The 24,379-nt window shown below is 62.7% G+C and carries 15 protein-coding genes and 1 rRNA gene; 5 read left to right on the top strand and 11 right to left on the bottom strand.

All coding sequences use genetic code 11. The features are described 5' to 3' along the window. Positions 1 to 97: 97 nt before the first annotated feature. Complete coding sequence (locus B9Y51_RS04435; RefSeq protein ID WP_085528939.1) at positions 98 to 808, bottom strand: IclR family transcriptional regulator; 711 nt, start codon at positions 806 to 808, stop codon at positions 98 to 100. 146 nt (positions 809 to 954) lie between these two features. Here B9Y51_RS04435 and B9Y51_RS04430 point away from each other — a divergent pair, with 146 nt between their 5' ends. Both B9Y51_RS04430 and B9Y51_RS04425 read left to right on the top strand, forming a co-directional pair. After that, positions 955 to 2,841 (top strand): FAD-binding monooxygenase, encoded by a 1,887-nt coding sequence (locus B9Y51_RS04430; protein WP_085528938.1) that lies wholly within the window; start codon positions 955 to 957, stop codon positions 2,839 to 2,841. A 156-nt stretch (positions 2,842 to 2,997) separates the two neighbouring features. Next, positions 2,998 to 4,218 carry a M20 metallopeptidase family protein gene (locus B9Y51_RS04425; protein ID WP_085528937.1) on the top strand — a complete coding sequence of 407 codons (1,221 nt, stop codon included), beginning with the start codon at positions 2,998 to 3,000 and terminating at the stop codon, positions 4,216 to 4,218. Between the two features lie 320 nt (positions 4,219 to 4,538). Here the strand turns inward: B9Y51_RS04425 and B9Y51_RS04420 are convergent, their stop codons facing one another. Together B9Y51_RS04420 and B9Y51_RS04415 are read right to left on the bottom strand one after the other, a co-directional pair. Continuing rightward, entirely contained in the window at positions 4,539 to 5,903 is a 1,365-nt protein-coding gene (locus B9Y51_RS04420; protein ID WP_085528936.1) for an FAD-binding oxidoreductase, read from the bottom strand. 81 nt (positions 5,904 to 5,984) lie between these two features. Beyond that, on the bottom strand, positions 5,985 to 9,374 hold the full coding sequence (locus B9Y51_RS04415; RefSeq protein WP_158088250.1) for an NAD-glutamate dehydrogenase domain-containing protein: 3,390 nt from the start codon (positions 9,372 to 9,374) through the stop codon (positions 5,985 to 5,987). Positions 9,375 to 9,602: 228 nt separating this feature from the next. Here B9Y51_RS04415 and B9Y51_RS04410 point away from each other — a divergent pair, with 228 nt between their 5' ends. Both B9Y51_RS04410 and B9Y51_RS04405 read left to right on the top strand, forming a co-directional pair. Further along, complete coding sequence (locus B9Y51_RS04410; protein WP_048683351.1) at positions 9,603 to 9,980, top strand: YidH family protein; 378 nt, start codon at positions 9,603 to 9,605, stop codon at positions 9,978 to 9,980. Next, positions 9,950 to 10,348 (top strand): DUF202 domain-containing protein, encoded by a 399-nt coding sequence (locus B9Y51_RS04405; RefSeq protein ID WP_173834737.1) that lies wholly within the window; start codon positions 9,950 to 9,952, stop codon positions 10,346 to 10,348. The genes B9Y51_RS04410 and B9Y51_RS04405 overlap by 31 nt, the downstream gene beginning before the upstream one ends. Before the next feature lie 110 nt (positions 10,349 to 10,458). On the opposite strand, the gene B9Y51_RS04400 is transcribed toward B9Y51_RS04405, so the two are convergent. The 7 genes from B9Y51_RS04400 to B9Y51_RS04370 form a co-directional block, all read right to left on the bottom strand. Further along, positions 10,459 to 15,447 carry an NAD-glutamate dehydrogenase gene (locus tag B9Y51_RS04400; RefSeq protein WP_085528934.1) on the bottom strand — a complete coding sequence of 1,663 codons (4,989 nt, stop codon included), beginning with the start codon at positions 15,445 to 15,447 and terminating at the stop codon, positions 10,459 to 10,461. A gap of 168 nt (positions 15,448 to 15,615) precedes the next feature. Next, positions 15,616 to 17,010: a polysaccharide biosynthesis protein gene (locus B9Y51_RS04395; protein ID WP_245826064.1), complete on the bottom strand. Its 1,395-nt coding sequence runs from the start codon at positions 17,008 to 17,010 to the stop codon at positions 15,616 to 15,618. Positions 17,011 to 17,018: 8 nt separating this feature from the next. Then, on the bottom strand, positions 17,019 to 17,894 hold the full coding sequence (locus B9Y51_RS04390) for a glycosyltransferase family 2 protein (protein ID WP_048683357.1): 876 nt from the start codon (positions 17,892 to 17,894) through the stop codon (positions 17,019 to 17,021). Continuing rightward, positions 17,891 to 18,433, bottom strand: coding sequence for a DUF2304 domain-containing protein (locus B9Y51_RS04385; protein ID WP_085528932.1), 543 nt, complete (start codon positions 18,431 to 18,433; stop codon positions 17,891 to 17,893). The genes B9Y51_RS04390 and B9Y51_RS04385 overlap by 4 nt, the downstream gene beginning before the upstream one ends. Beyond that, positions 18,430 to 19,185 carry a glycosyltransferase family 2 protein gene (locus tag B9Y51_RS04380; RefSeq protein ID WP_048683359.1) on the bottom strand — a complete coding sequence of 252 codons (756 nt, stop codon included), beginning with the start codon at positions 19,183 to 19,185 and terminating at the stop codon, positions 18,430 to 18,432. The genes B9Y51_RS04385 and B9Y51_RS04380 overlap by 4 nt, the downstream gene beginning before the upstream one ends. Positions 19,186 to 19,278: 93 nt before the next feature. Then, complete coding sequence (locus B9Y51_RS04375) at positions 19,279 to 21,378, bottom strand: DUF6541 family protein (RefSeq protein WP_143468001.1); 2,100 nt, start codon at positions 21,376 to 21,378, stop codon at positions 19,279 to 19,281. A 104-nt stretch (positions 21,379 to 21,482) separates the two neighbouring features. Next, entirely contained in the window at positions 21,483 to 23,486 is a 2,004-nt protein-coding gene (locus tag B9Y51_RS04370) for a DUF6541 family protein (protein WP_143468000.1), read from the bottom strand. Between the two features lie 165 nt (positions 23,487 to 23,651). On the opposite strand from B9Y51_RS04370, the gene B9Y51_RS04365 reads away from it, so the two are divergent. Beyond that, entirely contained in the window at positions 23,652 to 24,140 is a 489-nt protein-coding gene (locus B9Y51_RS04365) for a GNAT family N-acetyltransferase (protein WP_085528929.1), read from the top strand. 121 nt (positions 24,141 to 24,261) lie between these two features. Here B9Y51_RS04365 and rrf read toward each other — a convergent pair. Then, a 5S ribosomal RNA gene (gene rrf, locus B9Y51_RS04360) occupies positions 24,262 to 24,379 on the bottom strand.

Here is a 24,379-nt window from a genome sequence, read left to right as displayed (position 1 = left end):
GTGTCCCTTTTTCGAACACCGGCAACTACAGTGATGCCGGACACACTCAACATAAACCGAACGTTCGGTTGGCGCAACCTTTCGCCCATCACTCGACTTAATGCACGGGAGCCTCCCGCTGAATAGCTTCAGCCACCTCCTGAAGCCGCTCGGCAATGCCCCGAGGATCACCATCCCCCACGAAGACAGTAGCCACGGCGGCCGCTCGGCCACCCCGAAGATTCAGCGGGACTCCCACGGAGCGCAACCCCGTGATCACCTCATCGGCCGTCTCGACCCATCCACGCTCCCGCACGAGCCGAACCTGCTCCCGGTCAGCGTCGGTCACATCGCTCGGCCACTCATGCTCGGCGGTTTGAGCCAAGATGACCTTGCCGGGTGCGCCCAGCCGCAGCGGATGACTCGTACCCGGGCGTTGAGCGACGACCGCAATCGCTTTGGGTGGCTCGACGCTCGACAGAGTCAAGCACTCGTCACGGTCGCGCACACCCAAGAAACACGTCATGCCCAAATCGCGCGCCGCCAGGGTCAACTCGGGAACCGCGACCGCCTGCAGATCCCGTTCGACGCCAGCCGCGAGGGCCGCCAATCGCGCCCCGAGCACCAGACCACCACCCTCGCGGCGCCCCACAAATCCGTGATCTTCAAGGGTTCTGATCAGCCGATATGCCACCGAACGATGCACGGCGAGCGCCGCCGCGACGTCGTCGATGGTGAGCGAACCAGGGGCTTCATCCAGGAGTTCGAGGATCTGCAATCCCCGGCTGAGAGTCTGCGACGCCGCACCCTTGGCCTTCGAGTCCGCCATGACCCACCCTTCTGAGACCCTTGCCACATGTGACGCAGATCGTATATGGTCTGAAACTATTCGGAATGAGAATTCTACGTTCTCATATAGAACACACCGAAGCAATCGTGGCTCCAACATCGTGGTTGGGGAAGGAGACCCGCTCCATGCAGTTCCACCATCACGGCTATGTATCTGGCGATCCGACTCGTGAGGAGGCTTCAGGATTCGGCATCGACCGACCGGAGGAACTCCCCGATGCGGTGGACGTCCTCATCGTCGGGTCCGGCCCCGCCGGCATGATCCTTGCCGCTCAACTCTCGCAATTCCCTGAGGTCAACGCGCGCATCATCGAGCGGCGACCTGGTCGCTTGGAGATCGGCCAGGCCGACGGCATTCAGGCTCGCAGCGTCGAGACCTTCCAAGCCTTTGGCTTTGCCAACAGCATCATCGACGAGGCATATCACCTGACCGAGATGTGCTTCTGGAAGCCCGATCCGCACAACCCCGAAAACATTATTCGCACGGCTCGCCCCGTAGACGACCCGCAGGGAATCAGCGAATTCCCCCACCTGATCGTCAACCAAGCCCGCGTGCTGGACCACTTTGCGCAATTCGCCAAAAACTCTCCCGGGCGCATCGTGCCGGACTACGGCATCGAATTCCTTGACCTCGAGAACACCAGCGACGGTGAATACCCGGTGTCGGTCAAGCTCCGTTACACCAGTGGCGAGCACGAAGGTCAGGAGCGCACCGTCCGAGCGAAGTACGTCGTCGGATGCGACGGCGCCCGCAGCCCCGTCCGGCAGTCGATCGGTCGCACGCTCAGCGGAGACACCGCAAATCACGCCTGGGGCGTCATGGACGTTCTGGCCACCACGGATTTCCCGGACATTCGCACCAAATGCGCGATCCAGTCCATCCACGGCTCGATCCTTCACATTCCCCGCGAGGGTGGCCACCTCTTCCGCATGTACGTGGACCTCGGCGAGGTTGCCGCGGACGACAACCACGAGGTGCGCAAGACGACGATCGAGGACATCATTGCCAAAGCCAACGCGATCTTGCACCCGTACAGCGTGGACGTGAAGAACGTCGCGTGGCATAGCGTCTACGAGGTCGGGCATCGGCTGACCGACAAATTCGACGACGTCCCCGCAGATCAGTCCGGCCAACGCACACCCCGCGTTTTCATCACGGGCGACGCCTGCCACACGCACTCTGCCAAGGCCGGACAAGGCATGAACGTCTCGATGCAGGATGGCTTCAACCTGGGGTGGAAGCTCGGACACGTCCTTTCCGGGACGAGTCCCGAGTCGCTGCTGAGCACCTACTCCGCCGAGCGCCAGGTCATCGCGAAGAACCTGATCGACTTCGACAAGGAGTGGTCCAGTCTCATGGCGGCCAAGCCGGAAGATCTTCCGGACGCCTCCACCCTGGAGGACTTCTACGTCAAAACAGCGGAATTCCCGGCGGGATTCATGACCGAGTACACGCCGTCCATAATCACTTCAGGTACGGAGCATCAAGGGGCCGCCAAGGGGTTCCCGGTCGGCAAACGATTCCACTCGGCTCGTGCCCACCGGGTGTGCGACGCCGTCCCACGCCAGATCGGTCACGAGGCCACGGCGGACGGTCGGTGGCGCATCTACATCTTTGCCGATACCCCGTCCGCCGGCGAACCCTCGCAATTGGCCGACTTTGCCGAGTGGTTCGCCCAGGACCCCTCGTCCCCGCAGGTGCGGTACACCCCTCAGGGCGCGGACGACGACGCCGTCTTCGACACCAAGGTCATCTATCAGCAGCCGCACGTGGAGGTCGAGATTAATGACGTCCCGCGAATCTTTAAGCCGACGGTCGGCCCGTTCAAGCTGACGTACCTCGAGAAGGTCTATGCGACGCTACCGGACGACGACATCTTCGCGGAGCGCGAGGTCAGTCGCGATGGCGCCGTCGTGGTGGTGCGCCCGGACCAGTACGTCGCCGCCGTGCTCCCGCTGTCCGCCACGGACGAATTGGCTCGATTCTTTGAACCAATTTTTACCGAACGGTAGTCACGGCGATCGGCACCATGCCGGTCTTCCGTCCCATGGCTGGGCCGTATCGCTGCGTGTGAGGCCCTGCCATGGGCGTCGTCGAGCTCCTGGACATGCCCTCCGCCGCGTCACACAATATAGTGACGCAATATTTCAAGATGCGGAGATTTCACCATGGCCGACGAAAGCCTCACCCAACAGTCCGTCCCCAATTTTCTGCCCGACGCCAACGCACTCGCCACGGAGCTCAAAGACCTCCGGCGCTCTTTGCATCGGCATCCCGAACTGGGCAATAACCTTCCCTGGACGCAATCGGCCGTAATCGACGCCCTCGATGGCCTCCCCCTGACGATTCACCGTGGAAAGTCGGTGACCTCCGTGACGGCGGTTCTTGAAGGACAGTTGCCCGGTCCGACCGTCCTGCTTCGAGGCGATATGGATGCGCTGCCGGTTGAGGAAAATTCCGGAGAAGACTTCGCCTCGACCAACGGGGCGATGCATGCGTGCGGACACGACCTGCACACCGCAGGGCTAGTCGGCGCCGCTAAGATCCTGAGCGCACACCGGGAGGAGCTCCCCGGCAAGGTCATTTTCATGTTCCAGCCTGGAGAAGAATCCCCCGGAGGCGCAGCACCCATGATCGAGGAGGGGGTTCTCGACGTCACGGGCGAACGACCCGTCGCAGCGTACGGGTTCCACGTGGTCCCCATGCCCCTCGGTGCCTTTATGTATCGCCCGGGAACCATCATGGCCGGGGCATACAGCCTGCGCGTCGTCGTGCATGGCAAGGGTGGTCACGGTTCGGCACCGCACTCGGCCCTGGATCCCGTGCCAGCACTGACCGAAATCGCCACCGGCATCCAGACCATGGTCACCCGACAGTTCGACGTTTTCGACCCGGTCGTCGCGACCATCACGCAGCTTCAGGCCGGAACCGCCGCCGTCAATGTGATTGGCGACGACGCCAGCCTCGGCGCAACCGTGCGTGCCATGACCCGCGAGTCCGGCGAGAAGTTCGGCGTGGCCGTGAACCGCCTGGCGACACATATCGCGGAAGCTCACGGATGCACTGCCGAAGTCGAATTCGCCACGCAATACCCGCCGACGGTGTGTGATGAGGAAGAGACCGAACGCTCGGCCGCCGCCCTCCGCAGGCTGGTGGGCGACGAAGCCGTGGTGAAAGTTCCCGAGCCACGCATGGGATCTGAAGACTTTTCGTTCGTCTTGGAAGAAGTGCCGGGAACCTTCATGTTCGTCGGCGCCTCGTACCCCGTCGAAGACCCCTGGAACCAACCCATGAACCATTCCGCCGAAGTCCGCTTCGACGACTCGGTACTTCCGGTGCAGTCTGCTGCCCTGGCAACGCTGGCCTTCAACCGGTTAGTGGAGGCATAGCCGCCCCCTTTTCGCCCTGGGTGCGGCATTCGGCTATCAGGTGGCGGTTTCCCAGTTGAGTGGGCCTGACCCCTGACCTGACGTAGGGGAAGGGAGGGAAACCGTCCCTGTTCGGTGGTGTTACCCGAGTTCTGAGGTGCTTAATGCCATTAGGTGGCGGCTACATCGCCTCCTAATAGCGGTGGGCCCACCCAAGAGGCCTAACACCACCCAACCCGGGTAACCCCACCAAACGACGTGTTCCGCTTCGCGCCCACCATCATGATCGCCGAACGAGCTGCGGAGCGGCTCATCGACGAAGCGTAACTACCCGCCGGCGGCTAGATTCCCCGGCCGGGCGTCAAGATTCCGTGAGGGTCCAGCGCTGCTTTGATCGCGCGCTGGGCCCTCAACGTCGGTTCGTCGAATTGCAGCGGAAGTTCCCGGTATTTCAAGGAACCGACGCCGTGTTCGCCGGTGATGACCCCACCCATACTGATTGCGAGCTCGGTGATCCGGTCCACGACCTCTTCGGCCCGCTTCCTGTCTTCTGGGGTTTCGTCGGACTCTATGGCCGGATGCAGATTGCCATCGCCGGCATGGGCCAGAATGCTCACACCACGGCCGGATTCGGCGGCGATCTCCTCAACGCCGCGCATCATCTCCACGAGGTTTCCAACGGGAACGCCGACGTCGCAATGTACGGCGTAGCGCCCGGCCAGCAGCGCACCGTTGGCGAGTCTCCGGGCCTCCAGGAGTTCTTCACCCTCAAAGACCTGGCTTTGGGTGGCGCCCCACCGCTGGCACGTCGCGGCGAGAATCCCTGCGTCGCGCTCAGCCGTTGGCCCCACCGTTTTGCCCAGGAGGAGAGCCGCTTCCGGTTGCGGTAGCCCGCTCGGTTCAAATTCCTCGATCAAGCGAGCGCACGTCGCGTCGATCAGCTCCAGGACTTCCGGGCGTGGCTCGGTAGACACGATCGAGGTGACCGCTCGTCCCGCCGACTCGAGATCGTCGAAGCTCGCGAAAAAGGTCCGCGGCTCTCCTTCGGGAACCGGTTTCAGCCGCACCGTGGCGCGGGTGATGATTCCGAGCGTGCCTTCCGACCCCACGAAGAGCGGCGTCATGTTCAGGCCGGTGGAGTTCTTGATGGTGCGCGCCCCGGTATGGATGATGCTCCCGTCCGCGAGCACGACCTCCAAGGCCGCAACCGCCGCGTCGGTAGTCCCGTGCGCTATGCACCGGAGGCCTCCGGCGTTGGTCGCGATGTTTCCGCCTACCGAGGAGATGTGGGCGCTGGCGGGGTCCGGCGCAAAGAACAGGCCGTGCTCGCGTGCGGCGGCATCCAACTCGGAGGTGATGACTCCGGGTTCGACGTCGGCCAGGCGGTTCTCGACGTCGATGTCCAGGATCGCATTCATAGCTTCCAGGGAGACCACGAGGCCTTCGGGATACCCCAAGGATCCGCCCGAAAGACCCGTTCCCGCGCCCCTCACGGACACCGGCGTGCGGGTCCGATTCGCCCAGCGCAACGCACGGGCGACGTCGTCCGCGGAGCCCGCGACGACGACGCCCCGCGGCATCCCCTCCGGTTCCGCGATGGATCGGTCATTGATGTAGCCGCGCACTTGGTCGGGATCGGTGAGTAGGCGCGTGCCGAGTTCGGCGGCCAAGTCGTCGAGTGTATCCGTGGGGTTGTGGGTCGTCATGCTTCCTCGTGCTCTATTCATGGCGTGGGTCTCGCAGACAGGGCCGCCGACCGACAAGGTCAGCGGCCCCTCCGGTCGAACTCAGATGTCGCCTCGCGGATTCAGCAGGGTGCGCACGGCCACCGAAATGGTCGCGACGTTCACCTCAGCTTCGTCCTCCGCGGCCTTGCGAATGTCGTCGGCCATGTCGCGGGTCACGCGCGCCAGGCCCGATGCGACGGCAGGATGATCTTCCTCCCACGTCAGAAGCGCCTTCCGAGCACTCTCGGGATCCTCCGGCAAGGACGTGCCCGCCTGAGAAAGGCCTTCCACGACCCACTCGGTCAGCATCTCGGCCGCCCGGTACACGTCGGCCCGCAAACTCGCGCGCAATACCGACTCCCACCGATTCACCCGCGGCAGATCGGTCACGGCGGACAGCAATTCGTGCATCGAGTACCGCTCATACACCGCGAAGTAGACCAACGCGGCTTCCTTCGCTTTGACGCCGGTCGCCTCCGCCACCAAGCTGACGTCGAGCAATGGGAGCACCGCCCAGAAGCGGGCCCACGACGTCGCGAGCTCCTTCGGCAGCCCCCACGATGAGCCTTCCTCCTCCCGCTCGCGAAGTTCCTGAACCGCCTCGTCGGACAAAAGGTCCGTCAGCTCATCCACCACGTCGACGCCGGGTCGCAACCGCTGGATCGCAGGCTCAATGACCTCCTCACCGCCCTCTTCGGACGGTGATACCAGCCCATTCCGAACCACCCAACGCACCGCTCGATCCGTGAACCGCTGGATGCCTTGGATGACGGCGCGCCACGCCTCCGGGTCGGTGTCCGCCGGGATATTCCGGTGTAGCTCCCGCAGGTGTGGAAGGTCGAAAAGCTCACGCACCACGAGGAAGGCGCTCGCCACGGTCGATGCGCTGGCACCGGTTTCCTCCACGATGCGTTGCACAAAGACGATCCCCGCGGTGTCGATCATCTCGTTGGCCACTCGCGTGCAGATGATTTCTCGACGCAGAGGATGGGACTCAAAGTGATCCCCGAAGCGCTCGGTCACGGCGCTCGGGAAATACTCCCGCAAGATCTGGGCCAACCAAGGATCACGGCCGAAATCGTCGTCCAGAAGAGCTTGGGTGGCTTCGATCTTGGAGTACGCGAGCATCACGGACAGTTCGGGGAGCGTCAGGAGTTCTCCCTGCTCTCGACGCCGCGCGAGTTCCTCGTCGGACGGCAAGAACTCGACCGCACGATTCAATTCGGCATGCTCCTCCAAGTAATGGAGGAAACGCGAGGCAGAGCTGTTGGTCGGGCGGGTTCCGAGGCGTTCTGCCTGCAAGACGATGTTCTGGTCGCGATTGCTTCGCAAGACCCTATGACCGACCTCCTCGACCTGAGCCTCGATGAATTCGGCCCTTTCCTCCGGGTCCAAGTGCGACTTCTCGACCAACCGGTCCACCAGGATCTTGAGATTGACCTCGCGATCGGAGGTTTCCACACCCGCGGAGTTATCCACCGCGTCGGTATTGACCAAGACGCCGCGTTGGGCGGCCTCGATGCGAGCGCGCTGGGTCAGGCCCAGGTTTCCTCCCTCGCCCACCACGCGGACCCGCAATTCCGAAGCGTCGATGCGCAACGGATCATTGTCCGCATCGCCGGCATCTCGGTCGCGCTCGTCGGACGCTTTCACATAGGTGCCCGCGCCGCCGGTGTACAGCAAGTCCACGGGCGCCTTCAGGATGGCCGAAACCATGCGCGCCGGAGAGAGGCTCGTGATCTCGTCGTCCAGGCCCAGGGCCTCGCGCATCTGCGGCGTGACGCGAATGGATTTCTCCGTGCGCTTGAAGACACCGCCGCCCTCGGAAATCAGCGATTCATCGTAGTCCGTCCAGTACGGCCGGGGGAGGTCAAAGAGCCTCTGACGTTCTTGGAAGGAGCGGGCGGCGTCCGGATTGGGGTCGATAAAGATGTGGCGGCTGTCGAATGCGGCGACCAAGCGCGTGTGCTCCGAGAGCAGCATTCCGTTGCCGAACACGTCGCCCGCCATGCCTCCGATGCCGACCGCCGTAAAGGGCTCACTCTGGCAGTCCACCCCGAGCGACGCGAAATGTCGTTTGACCGATTCCCACGCGCCCTTCGCGGTGATGCCCATGTCTTTATGGTCGAACCCGACTGATCCGCCCGAGGCAAAGGCATCCCCCAGCCAGAAGTCATTCTCTTGGGAGATCGAGTTCGCGAAGTCCGAGAACGTCGCCGTTCCCTTATCCGCCGCGACCACGAGGTAATGGTCCGGGCCGTCCAGAATCACGACGCCGTCGGGGTGCACCACTTCGTGCTCACCGGATGCGTTGGTCTCGAGGTTGTCGGTCACGTCCAGAAGGGACTGAATGAACAACCGGTAGGACTCTTCGCCCTCGCGCTGGTAGCCGTCCGGGTCTTCGTCGCGACCGGGCGCGTTCTTGGGGAAGAATCCTCCCTTAGCTCCGGTCGGAATAATCACGGAGTTCTTGGTCATCTGCGCCTTGACCAGCCCAAGGATCTCGGTCCGGAAATCGTGCCGACGGTCGGACCAGCGCAAACCACCGCGAGCGATCGCGCCGAAACGCAGATGCACACCCTCAACGCGCGGCGCATAAACCCAGATTTCGTAGGCCGGACGAGGCAGGGGCGCCGCCTCGATCTCGCGCGGGTGCAGCTTCAGGGCGATGGTTTCCTGGCCCAAGTATGCGTTCGTTCGAACGGTCGCGGAGACGACGTCGGTCAGCGTCCGCAAGAATTCGTCTTCCTTCAATCCGTCGACGTCGTCGAGCGCTTCCCCAATCCGCTGACGGATCGACTCCTGCTCTTGACGACGCTGGTCCTTGGTGAGGTTTTCCCCGTGCTCGGGGTCGTGACCGGCCTCGAAGAGCTCGACAAGAAGACGGGTGACCGCGGCATTGTGGATCAGGGTGTCGGCCATGAACGAGGTGCTGTAGCCCGTACCGAGCTGCGCCAAATACCGGCAGTAGGCTCGCAGCACGGCGACGGTGCGCCACGGGAGCGCCTCGAACATGACCAGCCTGTTGGCCGACCCCGCCTCGGTTCGGCCCGTCAAAGCCGCGCACAACGCATCGTCCAAGAGCGGGAGAACCTCGTCCGGATCGACGCCGTCGGGGAAGGACACCCCAAAGTCATAGAGGTGAACGACGGCGCCGTCGTCGACTTTCACTCGGTACGGGACCTGATCGATCACGTGCAACCCCAGGTTGTGCAGGGTGGGAAGGAGCTCGGCGAGCGGAATGGCTTCCCTCAGGTACACGTGCAACCGAAGCTGAGTCTCGGACGCCTCATCGGAGCCCGAATCCGTGCCGTGGACCAGACGTAACGCCGAGGGATGATCCGCGCCGGGTTCCGCCAGCTGGCGAAGGGCCTTGGCATCGAGCCTCTCTTCGGGGAACGTGAAGTGGACTCGTTCCGCCACGATGTCGATCTTCTCGTTTCCAGCCATGCGCGTTCCTTTCGATTCCGGCGACGACCACCGTGGTGGTCCACGTAACACTGTTTTCAGGGTACGGGGAGGACGGCGGACACAGTCATCCCGTTTCAGCATGTGGGGCGCACGTTACGCAGGCTACGCCGGCCATCGCCCGCGAATTCACGGCTGGTTCAAGCGAGATCGGCCCTTCAGGTTACGGGGCGCAATATAGTGTGAGGCAGGCATCGACCTGGAGGATTCATGAGCGAAGAGCACGAACGGCGCGACCGAATATCCCGAACTCTTCTCCCTGGTGGTGAGGAGCCGGACCCCCGGTTCACCTTGGCCAATGAGCGAACGTTCTTGGCATGGATCCGTACGGCGTTAGCCTTTTTGGCCGGCGGCATCGCGCTCGAAGCCATCGCCAGTGGGATCTTCCCCGAGGCCCTGCACCGTGGCCTAGCCGTTCTGGTGATCGCGCTGGCGTTCCTCGTCAGCCTCGGCGCCGCCGTCCGATGGTGGCGCACCGAGAACCGATTGCGACACGGCAGGCCCCTGAGCCTTCCGCTCATTGTCCCCTTGCTCAGCCTGGGCGCTACGGTGGCCGCGTGCCTGATCCTCGTGATGGTCTTGCGGTGACCCCCGAACCATCCCCTTCGAGCCAGGGCCACCTGCCAGGCCAGCTCACCGAACCCGCCGACCCCGGCCTTCAGCCCGAACGTACCGTACTCGCGTGGGGCCGAACGGTGCTCGCGGTGGGGGTGATCGGAGCCTCCTTTCTCCGTTGGGTGCCAACCTTCGGGCCGTGGGTCGTCATACTCAGCCTGCTGGCCGCTCTGACGAGCACCGGCATCTACCTCACGCAACGACGCCGATACCGCCGCCAATCTCACGGCCTTCGGCACGGACAATTGCATGCCGACCCCCTCGCGGTCGGGCTAGCCAGCCTGGCCGTAGCGGTCATGTCCGTCATCGCCGTGGTGTTTATCCTCGTGAGCGGCCGGTAGAACGCCCCCCCGTTGCGGGCCACCCGGATAGCTTCCGTTAACGCACGACGGCGCGATGACCTCAGCCATCGCGCCGTCGTACGGAGCCTCGAGCCCCGAGGGTTCTTCCGCTAGATCAGGCCGCGCAGGGTGCGCACCGCCACGGAGAGCGTCGCCAACCGCGGCGCAACATCATGGCCCTCCAGCTCCTGGCCGAGCTCTCCCATGAGACGCTCGATGCGGGAGGAATGCACGGGATGCTGCTCTTCCCAAGCAGCCACAACCTCATGGGCCGCGGCGGGATCCTTCGGCCACGAAACCGATCCGCCGTTCAGTTCCCCGTGCGAAATTTCCCGGGCCACGGTGACGGTCAACGCGGCGACGGTCTCGTACAGATCCGACCGCAAGGACGAGCGCGCCAGAGTCTCCCACCGGTCGCTCCGCGGCAAACGCGACACGGCCGCAAGCAACCGGTCGATGTTGAACCGGTCCGACAACGCGTAGTACAGCACCGCGGAACCTCGCAGGTCACACTCCGTCTCCTCGTCGAGCACGGCAATATCCATGAGCGGGAAGACGTCCAGCAAGCGGGCCCACTGAGCGGCAAGCCCCGCCGGGATATTCCAGGAGAGGGCCTTCTGCTCCCGTTCGCGAAGCTGCGCAGCGGCCTTCTCGCCCAACAGGCTCGGGACCTCGGGGGCCAGCTCCAAGGCCGACGCAAACCGGTCGATCACGGCCTTGATCTGCACGTTCTCCGGAACCTCATGGCGCAGGTCGCCGGTCGCCAACGATCCTTCGTTGATGAGCCAACGAGTCGCACGGTCAATCACACGCTGAATTTCGCGGGCAATCGACCTCCACGCGGAAAGGTCAATGCTGGCCGGCAAATCACGGTGCGCCGCCATGAGCTCGCGAATGTGGAAGAGTTCGCGAGTCACCAAGAAGGCGCTCGCCACGGTCGCCGCCGAAGCCCCGGTTTCCTCGATGGCCCGGTAAGCGTAGGTGATCCCGGCGACGTCGACCATTTCGTTGGCCACGCGCGTGCAGATGATCTCCCGACGCAACGGGTGCTCGGCCAGATACTCTCCGAAGCGGCTGGTCACGGCCTCGGGGAAGTATTCGTCCAAGATATTTTCGAGCCACGGGTCATCGCCGAAGCCGCTCTCGAGCAGGGCGCTGGTCAGGTGAATCTTGACGTACGCCGTCAGCACCGCGAGCTCCGGACCGGTCAAACCCCACCCCTGCGCGATGCGCTCCTCAAGCTCATCGTCCGAGGGTAGGAACTCGATCTCTCGGTTGAGACCCGCGTTGTCTTCGAGGTGATCCATCAAGCGTGCCGCGGTGGTGTTGGTCGGCATCGTACCCATCCGCTCAGCCTGCAACAGGCCGTTTTGCTCGCGGTTGGTCTCCAATACCAGCGTGCGGACGGCGTCGGTCTGTGCCTCAATGAACGACGCGCGCTCGGCCGAGTCCAAGAGACCCTTGGCGACCAGACGATCCACCAGGATCTTGATGTTGACCTCACGGTCGGAGGTTTCCACGCCGGCCGAGTTGTCGATGGCGTCCGTGTTGACCAAGATTCCCTTGCGGGCGGCTTCGATGCGGCCAAGCTGGGTCATGCCGAGGTTTCCGCCCTCGCCAATCACGCGCACCCGCAGGTCCTCGCCGTTGACGCGCAGAACGTCGTTGGCCTTATCCCCGACCTCGCCGTGGGTCTCGGAAGCAGCCTTGACGTAGGTTCCGATCCCGCCGTTGTACAAGAGGTCCACCGGAGCCTTAAGGATCGCGGAGACCAGGTCGGCGGGCGCCAACCGCGTGACGCCTTCCGAAAGCCCCAGGGCCGCACGGATCTCCGGGGTTAGCTCGATCGACTTCTCCGCGCGGGAGAACACGCCACCGCCCGCCGAGATCAGCGAACGAGCGTAGTCCTGCCACGAGGAACGCGGGGTGTCGTACAGCCGTTGACGTTCGGCGAAGGAGGTCGCCGGATCGGGGTTGGGATCAATGAAGATGTCCCGGTGATCGAAGGCCGCCACGAGCTTGGTGTGCTCGGAGCGCAATAGACCATTGCCGAACACGTCTCCGGACATGTCGCCCACGCCCACGGCGGTGAATTCTTCGTTCTGGCAATCGATGCCAAGCTCGGCAAAGTGCCGCTTGACCGATTCCCACGCGCCACGAGCGGTGATGCCCATGGCCTTGTGGTCGTAACCGACCGAGCCACCCGAGGCGAATGCATCGCCCAACCAGAAGCCGTACTCCTGAGAGATCGAGTTCGCCAGGTCTGAGAACGACGCCGTACCCTTATCCGCGGCCACCACCAGGTAGGTGTCGTGGCCGTCGAGCGCGACGACGTCGTGCGGGGTCACCACGTTTTCCTGACCCGCCTCGTCGGTCACCAAGTTATCCGTGACGTCGAGCAGGGACCGGATGAACAGGCTGTAGGCTCCCCTGCCTTCGGTCATCCAGGCCTCGCGGTCCTTCGCGGGGTCTGGGAGTTGCTTGGCGAAGAAGCCACCCTTGGCGCCCGTCGGCACAATCACGGCGTTCTTCACCATCTGGGCCTTGACCAGCCCGAGTACCTCGGTGCGGAAGTCTTCACGACGGTCCGACCAGCGCAATCCACCGCGCGCGATGTCACCGAAGCGCAGGTGCACACCTTCAACGCGGGGCGAGTACACCCAAATTTCGTATTCGGGACGCGGCAGCGGAGCCGAGCTGATCTTTTGCGGCAGGAGCTTGACGGCGATGGAATCGTGCCCGACGTACGCGTTCGTCCGGACGGTGGCGGCCACGACCTCCGTCAGGGCGCGCAGCATCTTGTCGGCGTCGAGGGTGGGCACCTGGTTGAGGGCGTCGTCGATCTCGGAAAGGATCTCCGTGCGGCGGGCCTGACGCTGTTCGGTCGACTCTCCCGTGGCGGGATCGAAGCTGGACTCGAACAGTCGGACCACCAGGCGAGTCACCGCGGGGTTCGCCAACAGAGTGTCAGCCATGAAGCTCTGTGAGAGACCCGTGCCGAGCTGGACCAGGTACCGCACGTAGGCGCGCAAGACCGAGACCGTGTGCCACGGCAATTTCTCGCCGAGCACGAGACGATCCAGCGAGTCAGACTCCGCACGACCGGCCAGAACGGCGCACAAGGCCTGCTCATAAAGGTCGCCGATGTCCTCAGGACGGACGCCCTCGGGGAAGGTCACCCCAAAGTCGTAGAGCAAGAAGTTGCGGCCATCGGCGGTCGTGAGATCGTAAGGCTTCTGGTCGACGACGGTGAGCCCGAGGTTCTGCATGATCGGCAGAAGCTCGGTCAAAGTCTTCGGTTCGCGGAGGTACGTCTTGAGCCGGTACTCGTTTTTGACCCCGTTCGCCGCAGCGTCGGGCCCGGTTCCGTGGATCCGCACGGCCGCAGGGCGTTCGGGACCGGCCGATTCGAGCTCTTCGAAGATTCCGGCGTCGGCGACGGCCTCGGCGATGTCGTAGTCGGCGCGGTAGGTCACCGGTGCCGCGTTGACCCATCGAGAGGCCAGTTGCATATTCTGTGCGCCGATTGCCTCTTCCAATGCCTCAGGCCACGAACGGGTCGCCTCCTGAAGCCTCTTCTCCAGGGCGTCCACGTCGACATCGGGGATGTGATTCGGCTCGGTGAGACGCAAGCGCAAGAACAACCGCGCCAGTGCCGAGGCAGAGTGGCGAATTTCGAAGTCGATCGAGGCCAAATCCATGGTCTCGTTGAGAACCTTCTCGATGCGCAATCGGACGCTGGTGCTGTAGCGGTCTCGCGGCAGGAAGACCACGGCTGAGACGAAACGACCGAATTCGTCCGGTCGAAGGAACAACCGCGTACGACGACGTTCTTCCAACCCAATGATGCCGGCGAAAGTCTCGGTGAGACTGTCTTGATCAGCCTGAAGCATCTCCAGGCGCGGGTAGTCCTCGATCATGCCGGTGAGGGTCTTATCCGAGTGGGAACCGGGCTGGAAGCCCAAGCGGTTCCGGATCACCCGGACGCGTTCGCGCATGAGGGGAGCTTCGGTGGCCGGGAGGGAATAGGCCTGCAGGGAGAACAACCCCAAGAGCACGTATTCGCCGATCACACGGCCGTTGGCATCAATGTCGCGGACACCCACGTAGTCGAGGTATTCGTGACGGTGAATCGTCGACCGAGAATTCGCCTTGGTGATGTAGACGATCTTGGAATCGCGGGCGTTCTCCTTAGAGAGGCCCGTGAGGTGCTTACAGGTGGGGCCCACGGTTTCGTCGGCGTTTTCGGAGTGGTCCGCGAGGATCCCGAGGCCGGTTCCGGGGCGGTCCCAAATGCTCGGTCCTTCAGGACCGTCACGCAGGTCGCGTTCCTTGTATCCGAAGAACAGGAAGTTGTCCCGGGCCAGCCAATTCAGGAATTCCTGAACCACGCGCGGGTGCTCGGCGGCATCAGGCGCTTCCGACCCACCGGTCCGAACGGGCTCGGGGAGAGAACCCACTCGTTCAGATAGGGCGATGACTTTGTCTCGGATGGCCTCGGCGTCGTCGTTGGCGTGACGGACATCGGCCAAGACGGTGCGGACGCTGCGGGCGATCTCTTGCGCGGTCTGTTCGGACTGTCGCCCGAGAAGCTCCACCGAAATCCAGGACTCCACGGCGCTGTTTCGGCCTGTTGCTCGGCCCAACGACGGCAATACCGCCGTGTCACCACTGGCCACCGGCTGCTTAAGGTTCAGACCGCGCAGCTCCTCGATGGCGCCGGTCTCGCGATTGCGGTTGACGATGAAGAGCGGGTGAAACAACGCGTCCGATCCGCCATAACGCGCGGCCACCTCGGACGTCACCGTCGAGACCAAGAACGGCATGTCGTCGGTGACGACCATGAGAATCCACGAATTGCCGTGGTGCACGACCTCGACGTTCGTTCCGCCAGGCTCGCGGGTCTCGGCGAGCTGCCGGTGCAAGCGGGCGCGCTGGGTCAGCTCTTCTTCGCTGAATTCCGCCAGATCGTCCTGCGTTGCGTGCTGATAATAGGTTTTAATCCAGGCTTCGGGTCCACCGGAGTCGCTTCCGCCACCTCCACTGTGTGGCTGACGGTTGTCGGTCTCATCGGAACCGGGCTGCTGGTTTAAGGGCACGTCAATTACCTTCCTAGAAGACTGCACCACCTCGTTGTGGTTGTCTTTACCTCCCAAAGGATACCCACCTCAATTGAGGAAATTCGCGCTGCGCGTCAGGGCGTTTGCTCAGGGCCGGAAAATTGCGCACTTCCGCCCAGATGGCGTAGTGGTCTGCCGCAGATTCGTTCAGCCGTCGACGGCCGCGGACTCCTCCAAAGGCGTGGGCCCCGGAGTGCGTCGCGAGATCAAGACCATGCCGATGAGGTGCACCGCGAACCCGACGGCGGGCCCCACGTAGAGAGCGATGACGGTGCGAGGAACGAGGTCCAACGGCAAGAACAGGAGCGCGGCGGCGAGGATCGCAGCGACGACCCAGCCGATGATGTAGAGCCGGTGCGCGTTCAGTGCCAAGACCGCAGTCCCGGAGAGCACGAGCAAGGCCATGATCGCCGAGCCGAAGGTCAGGGATCCGAGAAGCCATCCGTGAATCACCTCGTGATACGCGGCGGCCTCTTCAGGCTTTGGCCCGTAAATCAGGAAGAACAGCCACGGACCAATGACCCAGGCCAGGGCCGCACCCAACGCGCCAATGCCCAGCAGCGCGCCCACCGGTTTGGCCATCGCCGCAACCGGGCGATGTCGCTGCTTGAGAAATGCCGAGATCGCCACTCCCTGGAAGGCCTGGAGGGGAATCATGATCGGCGAACGGGTAATCGAGATCGCGAGGATCAACGCCCCCATCCCGATCTTCGTGTTGCTCGAGGCGTCGTCGCCCACGCTGGCTTTGAGCACCACGGGAAGCCCCACCATCAGCACGGCCGAAGCGGTCGAGGAGCCCATGGCAAACAGAATGTTCTGGACGAATCGTCCGGCGCCGACGTCGGCCCGAACCGCGAAGGTCTTGCGCCCTTCCCGTGTGAATGCCGCAATGAGAATCCACAACAGGACGGGCGAGACGGTTGCTGCCTCGAGGCCACCGAGCGAGCCGGCGAAGAGCGCGACCACGATCATGGCAATCAGGCGCCACGCGGCCTCGCCACCGCCGAGTCCCGAAAATTGGAACCACTTCTGCCGTCCCGCGGCGGCACCGCTCATGGCGACGTGCACCGCATACAGGCAGGAGCCGAAGCACATCAGGAAAACGGCCCATCCCATTCCGGTGGGCACTTGGCTTTGGGCCCAGAAGGGGGAACTGAGCCCCACCACCGCGGCAATGGCCACGCCGAATCCGGCGGCCACGAGCATCACGCGGGTGCCCGATGAGGGCCCCGTGCCAACACGTCGGTTCAGCTCGGCCGCCCCGACGGCGCGCGTCGTCTCTTGCTGCACGCCCGAGACGATGCCGTAGATGCCGAACAGGGCCGACCAAAACACCAGGAATTCGGTGACCCCTTCACCGGACAGGGCGTGCTTGGCGATGAACGTGGCCCCTAGCGCGGAGACCGCGGAAATTAACGACGCCAGAAGGATCGTCGATGATTCCCGTTTCGAGATGGACTTCTGGTCCGGACTGTTCTCTGCCGTTACCTCGGAGCCCATACCGCTCGCGTAGGGGGCCTCCCCTTCGCCGACTCGATCCACGTGCGGCCCTATTTGACCAGGTGAGACGCGAGGTTCTTGACCCCGCCCCAGTTCTGGATCTTGGCGGCCTTGGGCAGAAGGCTCGCAGCGTGCAGACGGGAGGAGAGGTGCAGGCGAGCGACGTTCGCAGCCTTATTCCAACCGAGGGCTGACATCTCTTCCCGCATCATCTCGAAGAAGCGGCGCTCCTCATCGAAGCGGGTGCCGTCCAGGGCACGCCACGAAGAGTCGGAGGCCTTGTGACGGCGGTACATGAAGGCGGCGGTCTCGTCGTAGAACAAGGCGCCACCGGACATGGCCACGTCCATGACCAGGCACATGTCCTGAACGACGTCGAGGCCTTCCCGGAAGCCCAGGCCCACGATGGTCTCAGCTCGCCATCCGAGGGACGGGAAGTACAGCCAGTCGCCGCGAAGGATCGACACGGCAAGGTCTTCGCCCTTAAGCACCGTGGTGCTGTTGGGACGGTAGAATGCCTTGGTCTTCTCCACCAGCGTGTTCGAGGGAGCGTTATTCTCGTCGATCACAAACACACCGGGCTGGAAGATGCCGGCCTCGGGGTGCTCTTCCGCGGCGCGAATGAACCACTCGATGTAGTTCGGCATCATGACGTCGTCCGCGCCCATGACCACCACGAGTTCGTTTTCGACGAAGGTCAGGCACTTACGGTAGTTCCCGTTGGCACCGAGGTTCTTTTCGTTGCGCATGTAGGTCACGCGCTCATCGTTGAGGGAAGCGAACCAACCGGGGATCGATTCGTCGGGGTAGCCGTCGTCGACGACGATCAAGCGCCAGTCGTCGCTCGTCTGGTGCAGCACGGATTCGACCGCCTGCTTCATGAGGGCAACGTCTCCGTAGTAGGGGAACAAAATGTCAACGGTCATGGCTTCTCCGTGGTGTCGTTGGACTCGGCATCGTGTATCGGATGTTGGGGAAAATCGGTCTCGGGGCGGCTCGCGTCCCGAGGGTCTTTCGTCTCACCAGCGGCCCTGGAGCCGTGGGCTTTGACGGCGTGGGGGCCTTCGTCGTCGGCCTGGACGATCGGCATGGCCTGTGTGGGATTACGAAAGCGGCTGATCTCTTCGAGCTGGCGATTCAGCAAGGAGCGCTGGATAGCAGCTTCCTCGGCCAGAACCCGCGTTTCATCTTCCAGTCGCGAAATCTCCAAGGAAAGGTGCAGGCACACGCCCAAGAGCAAGACCAACCCGATGAGGAACAGCAGGTTGACCGGGGTGGCCACTCCCACCAGGGAGGCCACCTTATCCAACAGGCGGGGGAACACCATGAGGACGGCGATGACCAGAGCGGTCAGCAGCCACAGGGCCGCGTACTTCTCACGCAGCTTGAGGTTCCGAACCAGTCGCAGGACCGAGACCACAAGGATCAGGCCCAGGATCAGAAAGAAAATGGATGCCGTGGTCATTCACTGCCTCCCTCGGGCTCGTTGACGGTCATGCGCTTGCGCGTCATCGAAATGAAGAAGGCGAACATGGAGCGGATCAAATAGATCGCTGCCTTATACGGATTATTGGACGGCTTTCCGGCTTGACGCTCACGCATTTCCACGGGCACTTGAGTCACCGTAAGCCCGGCGCGCAAGGCCATCGCCAGGGAATCGATCGTGTCCCCTAAGTATTCGGCCGGGAAGTACCGGCAGTACTGGGAGATCGCGCGTCGGTTAGCGGCCCGGAAACCACTCGTCACGTCGGTCAAGCGGGTCTTGGCGACCCGCGAAAACATCAGGGCTAACAGGTTCATGGCCCATCGGCGCGGCCCGGTGGCTTTATAGGTGCCGCGTTCGGCGAATCGGGCACCGATGGAGATATCGGCGTGATCCAATCCAGCGAGCACTCGCTCGATGTCCCGGGGGTCGTGTTGGCCGTCGGCATCCACTTGGATCGCGCGGTCGTAGTCCAGGCGTTGTGCGTACTTGAATCCGGCGCGCATGGCTCCGCCGACTCCCATGTTGTACGGCAGCTGAAGCACACTGGCACCCGCGGCGCGCGCAATGCGAGCCGTGTTGTCGGTCGACCCGTCGTCGACGACCAGCAGATCGTGGCCGGGCATGGTGGATTGAAGCTCCCGGATGGTCGATCCGATGACTTCATCTTCATTCCACGCGGGCATGATGATGAGGCAGCTCAGCGTTCGTTGAGCGTCGGGTGAGTTAGCCATAGTCCTCTCAGCCTACCTGGTCACCGGCCGCGACCGTATTTGCGCGTGGCGGCGCCATGAGCGCCGAGTACCGTCCAAAGCCGCAGGCCATCGTCAGTTTTCGCCGCACGCCGTGATCTTCAGGAGCTTCGCGTCCCCGGCCTGATAGACCGTAGTGGCGAGGCCACGTTGTTCGAGGTCCGCGAGTCCCGCGTACTGCTCACTATGGTCACCGTGGTTCACCTCTTTTTTCCCGAAATCCAGGACATATCGCGCGTTCTCCTGGTGAACGGCCGAGCACACCTTGGGATCGCTTCCGGCTTCGTTGAGTGAATGATTGATGATGTCGACCGACGGCGTCGGAATGTACAGGGCGTGCGAGGCGGTGACGTGACGGCCCGCGAGCGCGTAGGCAAGGCCTCCGCCGTTCCAGGGCATGGTCACGATCTTTTGGTCGCGGGGAACGAGCGCATTCACGTGATCGATGACATCGAGTTCGTCTGTCGTGATGAGTTGTGAATCGGCCCGCGGTTGGTACGTCGCGTAGGTCTGGCCCACCATCTCCTTCATGGGTCCGACGGCCTGGGTATATCCCGCAAGCAGAATCATCGCCACGATCCCGACGGTTTTTTTCATCGCTGGACGACGCCGCCCCGACCACCTGGCGCTGAGCCGGGAGTTCATCAAGGCTTCACTGAGCCAGTGAATGGCAACGACCGCCAAGGGAATGGCCAGAACAGGCAGGAGGGCGGCCACCCGGAACGGATCGTTGTACCAAACTCCAGTGATCCACATGCGGTCTTGGTCCCATTTGAGCCACCGAACACTGATGTAGAAGTAGACCAGCACGCCGTAGGAGAGCACGAGCCAGTGGTTACGCCGGGCGTACAGGATGGCCAACGCGCCGATCACCACGAGGGCCGAAACCACCCACTGTGGCGAGACCTCGCTGACCGGGCTATTGACCAAAGCCTCACCGAAGGCGAGCGTATCCGAGCTCGAGGGGCCCCATGTTGAGGCTCCCGGGGCAGGACGAATAACGCCCCAAAGGAACCACACCGCCGCCAAGAGCGCGGCGATCGCGACGACCTGCAACAGAACCGCCCACCACCGAGAGCGGCGCATGATGCCACCCCCGATTTGGAGCACTGCGCGCACCACCGCCACGGGCACGGCGATGACGAGAAGCGACATCAGGGCGTTCGGAAGGGCCAGGCCCACTCCCAGAGCCACCGGGATGCCAAGTACGATGCATTGCACAGTGTCCACGCGGCGAACCCGAGACATGCGGAAGAAATTGATCACGATGCCCACGCCAGCGGGCAATAACGCAATCCCCAAGAAGTTGGGGTACAGCACCCCGAATTTGATCAGCAGAAACGGAAAGGCGGTAAATCCGGTCAGGATCGGTCCCGCGGCGAGAACGGCCGGCAGGTTGAACCGCATGGTGGCTCGGACCAGGAATAACATGGACAACGGCCACGCGATGCCCGCTATCGCGAAAATTGCGGCGTTGGTTGCCGCGGGAACGGAGCTTTGACCCGTTCCCATGAAGATCAGCGAGACAAAGTCGTGCCAGGCGGCCGGATAATACGGAATCGGCCCCTGGCCCGTCGTCATCGCGTTGACGAAAAACGAGGAACCGTTGTGAGTCTCAGCGATAAAGCGGACCGCATTGAGATGGAAGTTATTGTCGAGGGTCTGCGAAAACCATTCCGGGCCGCCCAGGGAATTCTTGATGGTGCGAGCCATGAGGAGGGCCGCGACCAGGAACGAGACCCAGTACGTGGCTTGTCCTCGAGAGAACCACTTCCCGCGGGACAGCACGCCGCCTCGATGTTCGGCTGGCATCCATCGGCGGGCGCCAGAGGCTTCCGACCACGGAGCTCGGCGTCCCCGGCGTTGGGGAGACGAGTCCGCCGCTGATCGCTCACCGGGAAAGTCCGCGACGCCGAGTCGACGAGCAAGCGCCACCACGCCGCCGGCAACCAGTGCCACGAGGGCGCCCGCGGCCAGAGGAACCCAGAGGGCCCAGTCGATGCCGAGCGATCCGGCCACGATCGCCGATACGGCAATGATCGCTATAGAGACGGCGGGCGCCAAGGCGAACGCATCGAATCCCTTCAGCCGCGCGGCAAGAGTCACCAGTAGCCCAGGCACCAGCAGTGCCAGGACGCCTATGAGCAATCCCGGAGTCAGACTCAACCATTCCATCGACTCAGGGGCCTCCATTCAGTGCGCTGGGTCAAGGCAAACTCTCCTCATCCTAGTGCCAAAGCCACCCGGTTGCCTCACGATCTCTCCGTTCGTGGCCGACCTTACCCGCACGCATCGATGCGTAAGAGTCTTGCTTCTCCGGACTGGTACACGGTCGTGGTGATTCCCGACGTTTCGAGGCGCGCCAGACCCGCAAAGGTGGGACCGCCGTAATTACCCATGAAGGGCGGTCCGGCAAAGTCGTAGACGTAGTACGCCTTATTGCGGGTCACGAGATTGCACACTTGAGGATCCACGAAGGCTTCATTCAGGTGCGCCGAAAGGTAGGCGTCGTCGGCATCGAGCTTTTCCAGGAGGTGGTGAGACGACGTGTTGACCCCGAAGAGCCCATAGGCCATACCCCCTCCCGTCCACGGATTATTGAGGACTTTCTCCCCCGGCCCGAGGTACTCGGCGGTGTGACTCATGACGTCGTACCGATCCGACGTGACCATCTCCGACGTGGGGGTGACCCGAAAACGATCCTGTGCATGCCGCACGGTGTACACCATGGTGTCGTTGGTCGCCAGCGGAACAAACAGCGCCAGTGCCACCACCACGACGACGCTACGGCTGATCGCGCGGCGTCGGCTCACTCGCATATTCCTCAACAGTTGGGGAAGCTGCCGCCGAACGAGAACACATAATGCGCCGAACCCGAGGGCAATGATGGGAATCCCGACCATCGGGAGTATGGCCGAAACACGGAACCTGTCGTTGTACCAGGCCCCGGTCAGGATGTTGCGGATCGGCCAATTGAAGGTCATCCCTGCAATCAGCAGAAGGCCAACCATCCCGTAGGAGGCAAGAAGCCACAGGTTCTTGCGTTGGGAGACCAAGATGCCGGCCCCGACCAGAAGTATCGCTACGGCGAGAATGCTGATCGGGTAGGAACTGTATCCGGGCACGTCAAAAGCGGGAGCCATCGCCAAGACGCGAAGAACGGATTCTCCGAACGGCGTGATGGGGTAATTCTGTGGAACAGCATTCGCTGGCCGCAGCAGCACCCAAATGATCGGGATACCGGACATGAAGATCAGGACCAAGAGAGCTTCGATGGCCGGATAGGAACGGTGAGGAAATGTGCCCCTCACAATCCAGCGGATCAGAAGCGCAAGGCGGTACACCATGGCTGGAAGCATGACGGCCAGACACACCAGCACACCGCTGGGGTGGGCCAATGCCATGCCGCCGAGCGCGCCCACGGTGAGCACCAACGCACGGCCTCGAGTAATAACGGGCGAGCCGAGCCGTAGAGCGCAGACACCGAGCCCGAGGACGACAGGAACGACGGTGTACGCCATCATGTTCGGGTACAGAATTCCCCAAAACATCAAAACCGACGGGAATGCGGCGAATGCATTCGCCAATATCCCCGACAAGAACCATGCGTAACGATTGCGCGAGAGTGTCCGCACAAAGAACATCATGCTCAGCGGCCACACCACAGCAATCAGCCATATCGTCATGACATTCGTGGCCGCCGGGACACTCACGCCGGAAAACGAGGCAATCAGGGCTCCCAGTGCGTGCCAAACATCGGGGTAAAAATATGGCGGCTGGTCGCCCGTCGTCATCGTACTGACGAAGAAGGGACTAGCGTTTTCGTGATCCATCACGTACCGGATGGCATTGAGGTGAAAGACGTTGTCAAAGGCGTCGGAGAAATTCTCCATATTCCAGTCAATGAGGTTCAAAGTATGGAAGACGCCGAAAACTATTGCCGCGACTAAACCGAGCCACACGCCGAGTCCGACGCTGCGTCGCGGCTCCCGAGACGCGTGAGACGACTGTGAAGTGGTCTCCACGGGCAGGGGGCGCATGCGGCGAACAGCCCACGAGCCAGACCACAAAACCAGGGCTACGAGCAGGCCGACAAGCAAAGGCGTCCCCGGACTCCACGGAATGCCAAACGGGCCTCCCACGAGTGCAGACGCTCCTATGGCGCCCATAGAAAGCACGGGCGAGAGTGCCAGTGCATCGATTCCACGAACTCGCAGGGAGAGCGCGACCAATGCTCCGGGGACGACGAGGAGCACACCGCATACTACAAATGCTGTAATCAAGAACCTCTCCCCGGTTGAGATAACACCCTGAAACCTACACCACTTATCCGAATTCCACAGAAGAGTAGGCTCAAAGAATCCGCAATACCGCGGACATTCAGCGACATTCCGCTGAAAAGGTGACGACTCAAACAGAGATAACGGGCGAAAATGTAGTCTGTTCCTATGCAAAATTACGACGCCGGCCAGCCCCACTCGCCTGTCGACGAAGCCTATACCGTGCACAGCGGCGCGTGGCTTTCCCTCGACCCACGCGTCGCCTATGGCATCGCCCAATTGCGGTTTGTGGTCTTTGCCATGGAACAAGGCATCACGGATGAACCCGAGCTCGATGGAGTCGACCTCGAGGATTCAACGACCACGTACTGGGCAGCGTGCGACGGTGTTCCCGTCTCTACCCTGAGGGTCATGACTGGTAAGGACGGATCCGCATCGATCGGCCGCGTGGCCACATTACGAGAGCATCGGGGTTTGGGCCTTGCCAGGCGCCTCATGGGCGCGGCAATTGCGGCGAATAGCGGACGATCCATTCATATCCACGCACAGGCATATCTTGAGCGGTGGTACGAACAATTCGGCTTCCGAACAACGGGACCCGCCTTCGACGAAGTCGGAATTCCCCACCTACCCATGACTCGTGAGCCATCAGCCTAATTCACGACCGAGCGGTCGAGCACATCATGAGCGGCCATCCCAAACGGGTGTTAAATGAAAAAGGAGGAGAAGCGTCCACACCCCAACACGGGGCACAAACACTTCTCCTCCACAAAAATATTTTCGGCGGCGACCTACTCTCCCACACACCTACCGGGTGCAGTACCATCAGCGCTAAGAGCCTTAACTACCGGGTTCGGAATGAGACCGGGTGTACCCCTCTTGCCATAACCACCGAA

This window comes from Kocuria massiliensis (assembly GCF_900169715.1).
GTDB classification, from domain to species: Bacteria; Actinomycetota; Actinomycetes; order Actinomycetales; family Micrococcaceae; genus Rothia; species Rothia massiliensis.
Note: the sequence above shows the minus strand (reverse complement) of the source record. Positions and strands in the feature narration are given on the sequence as shown.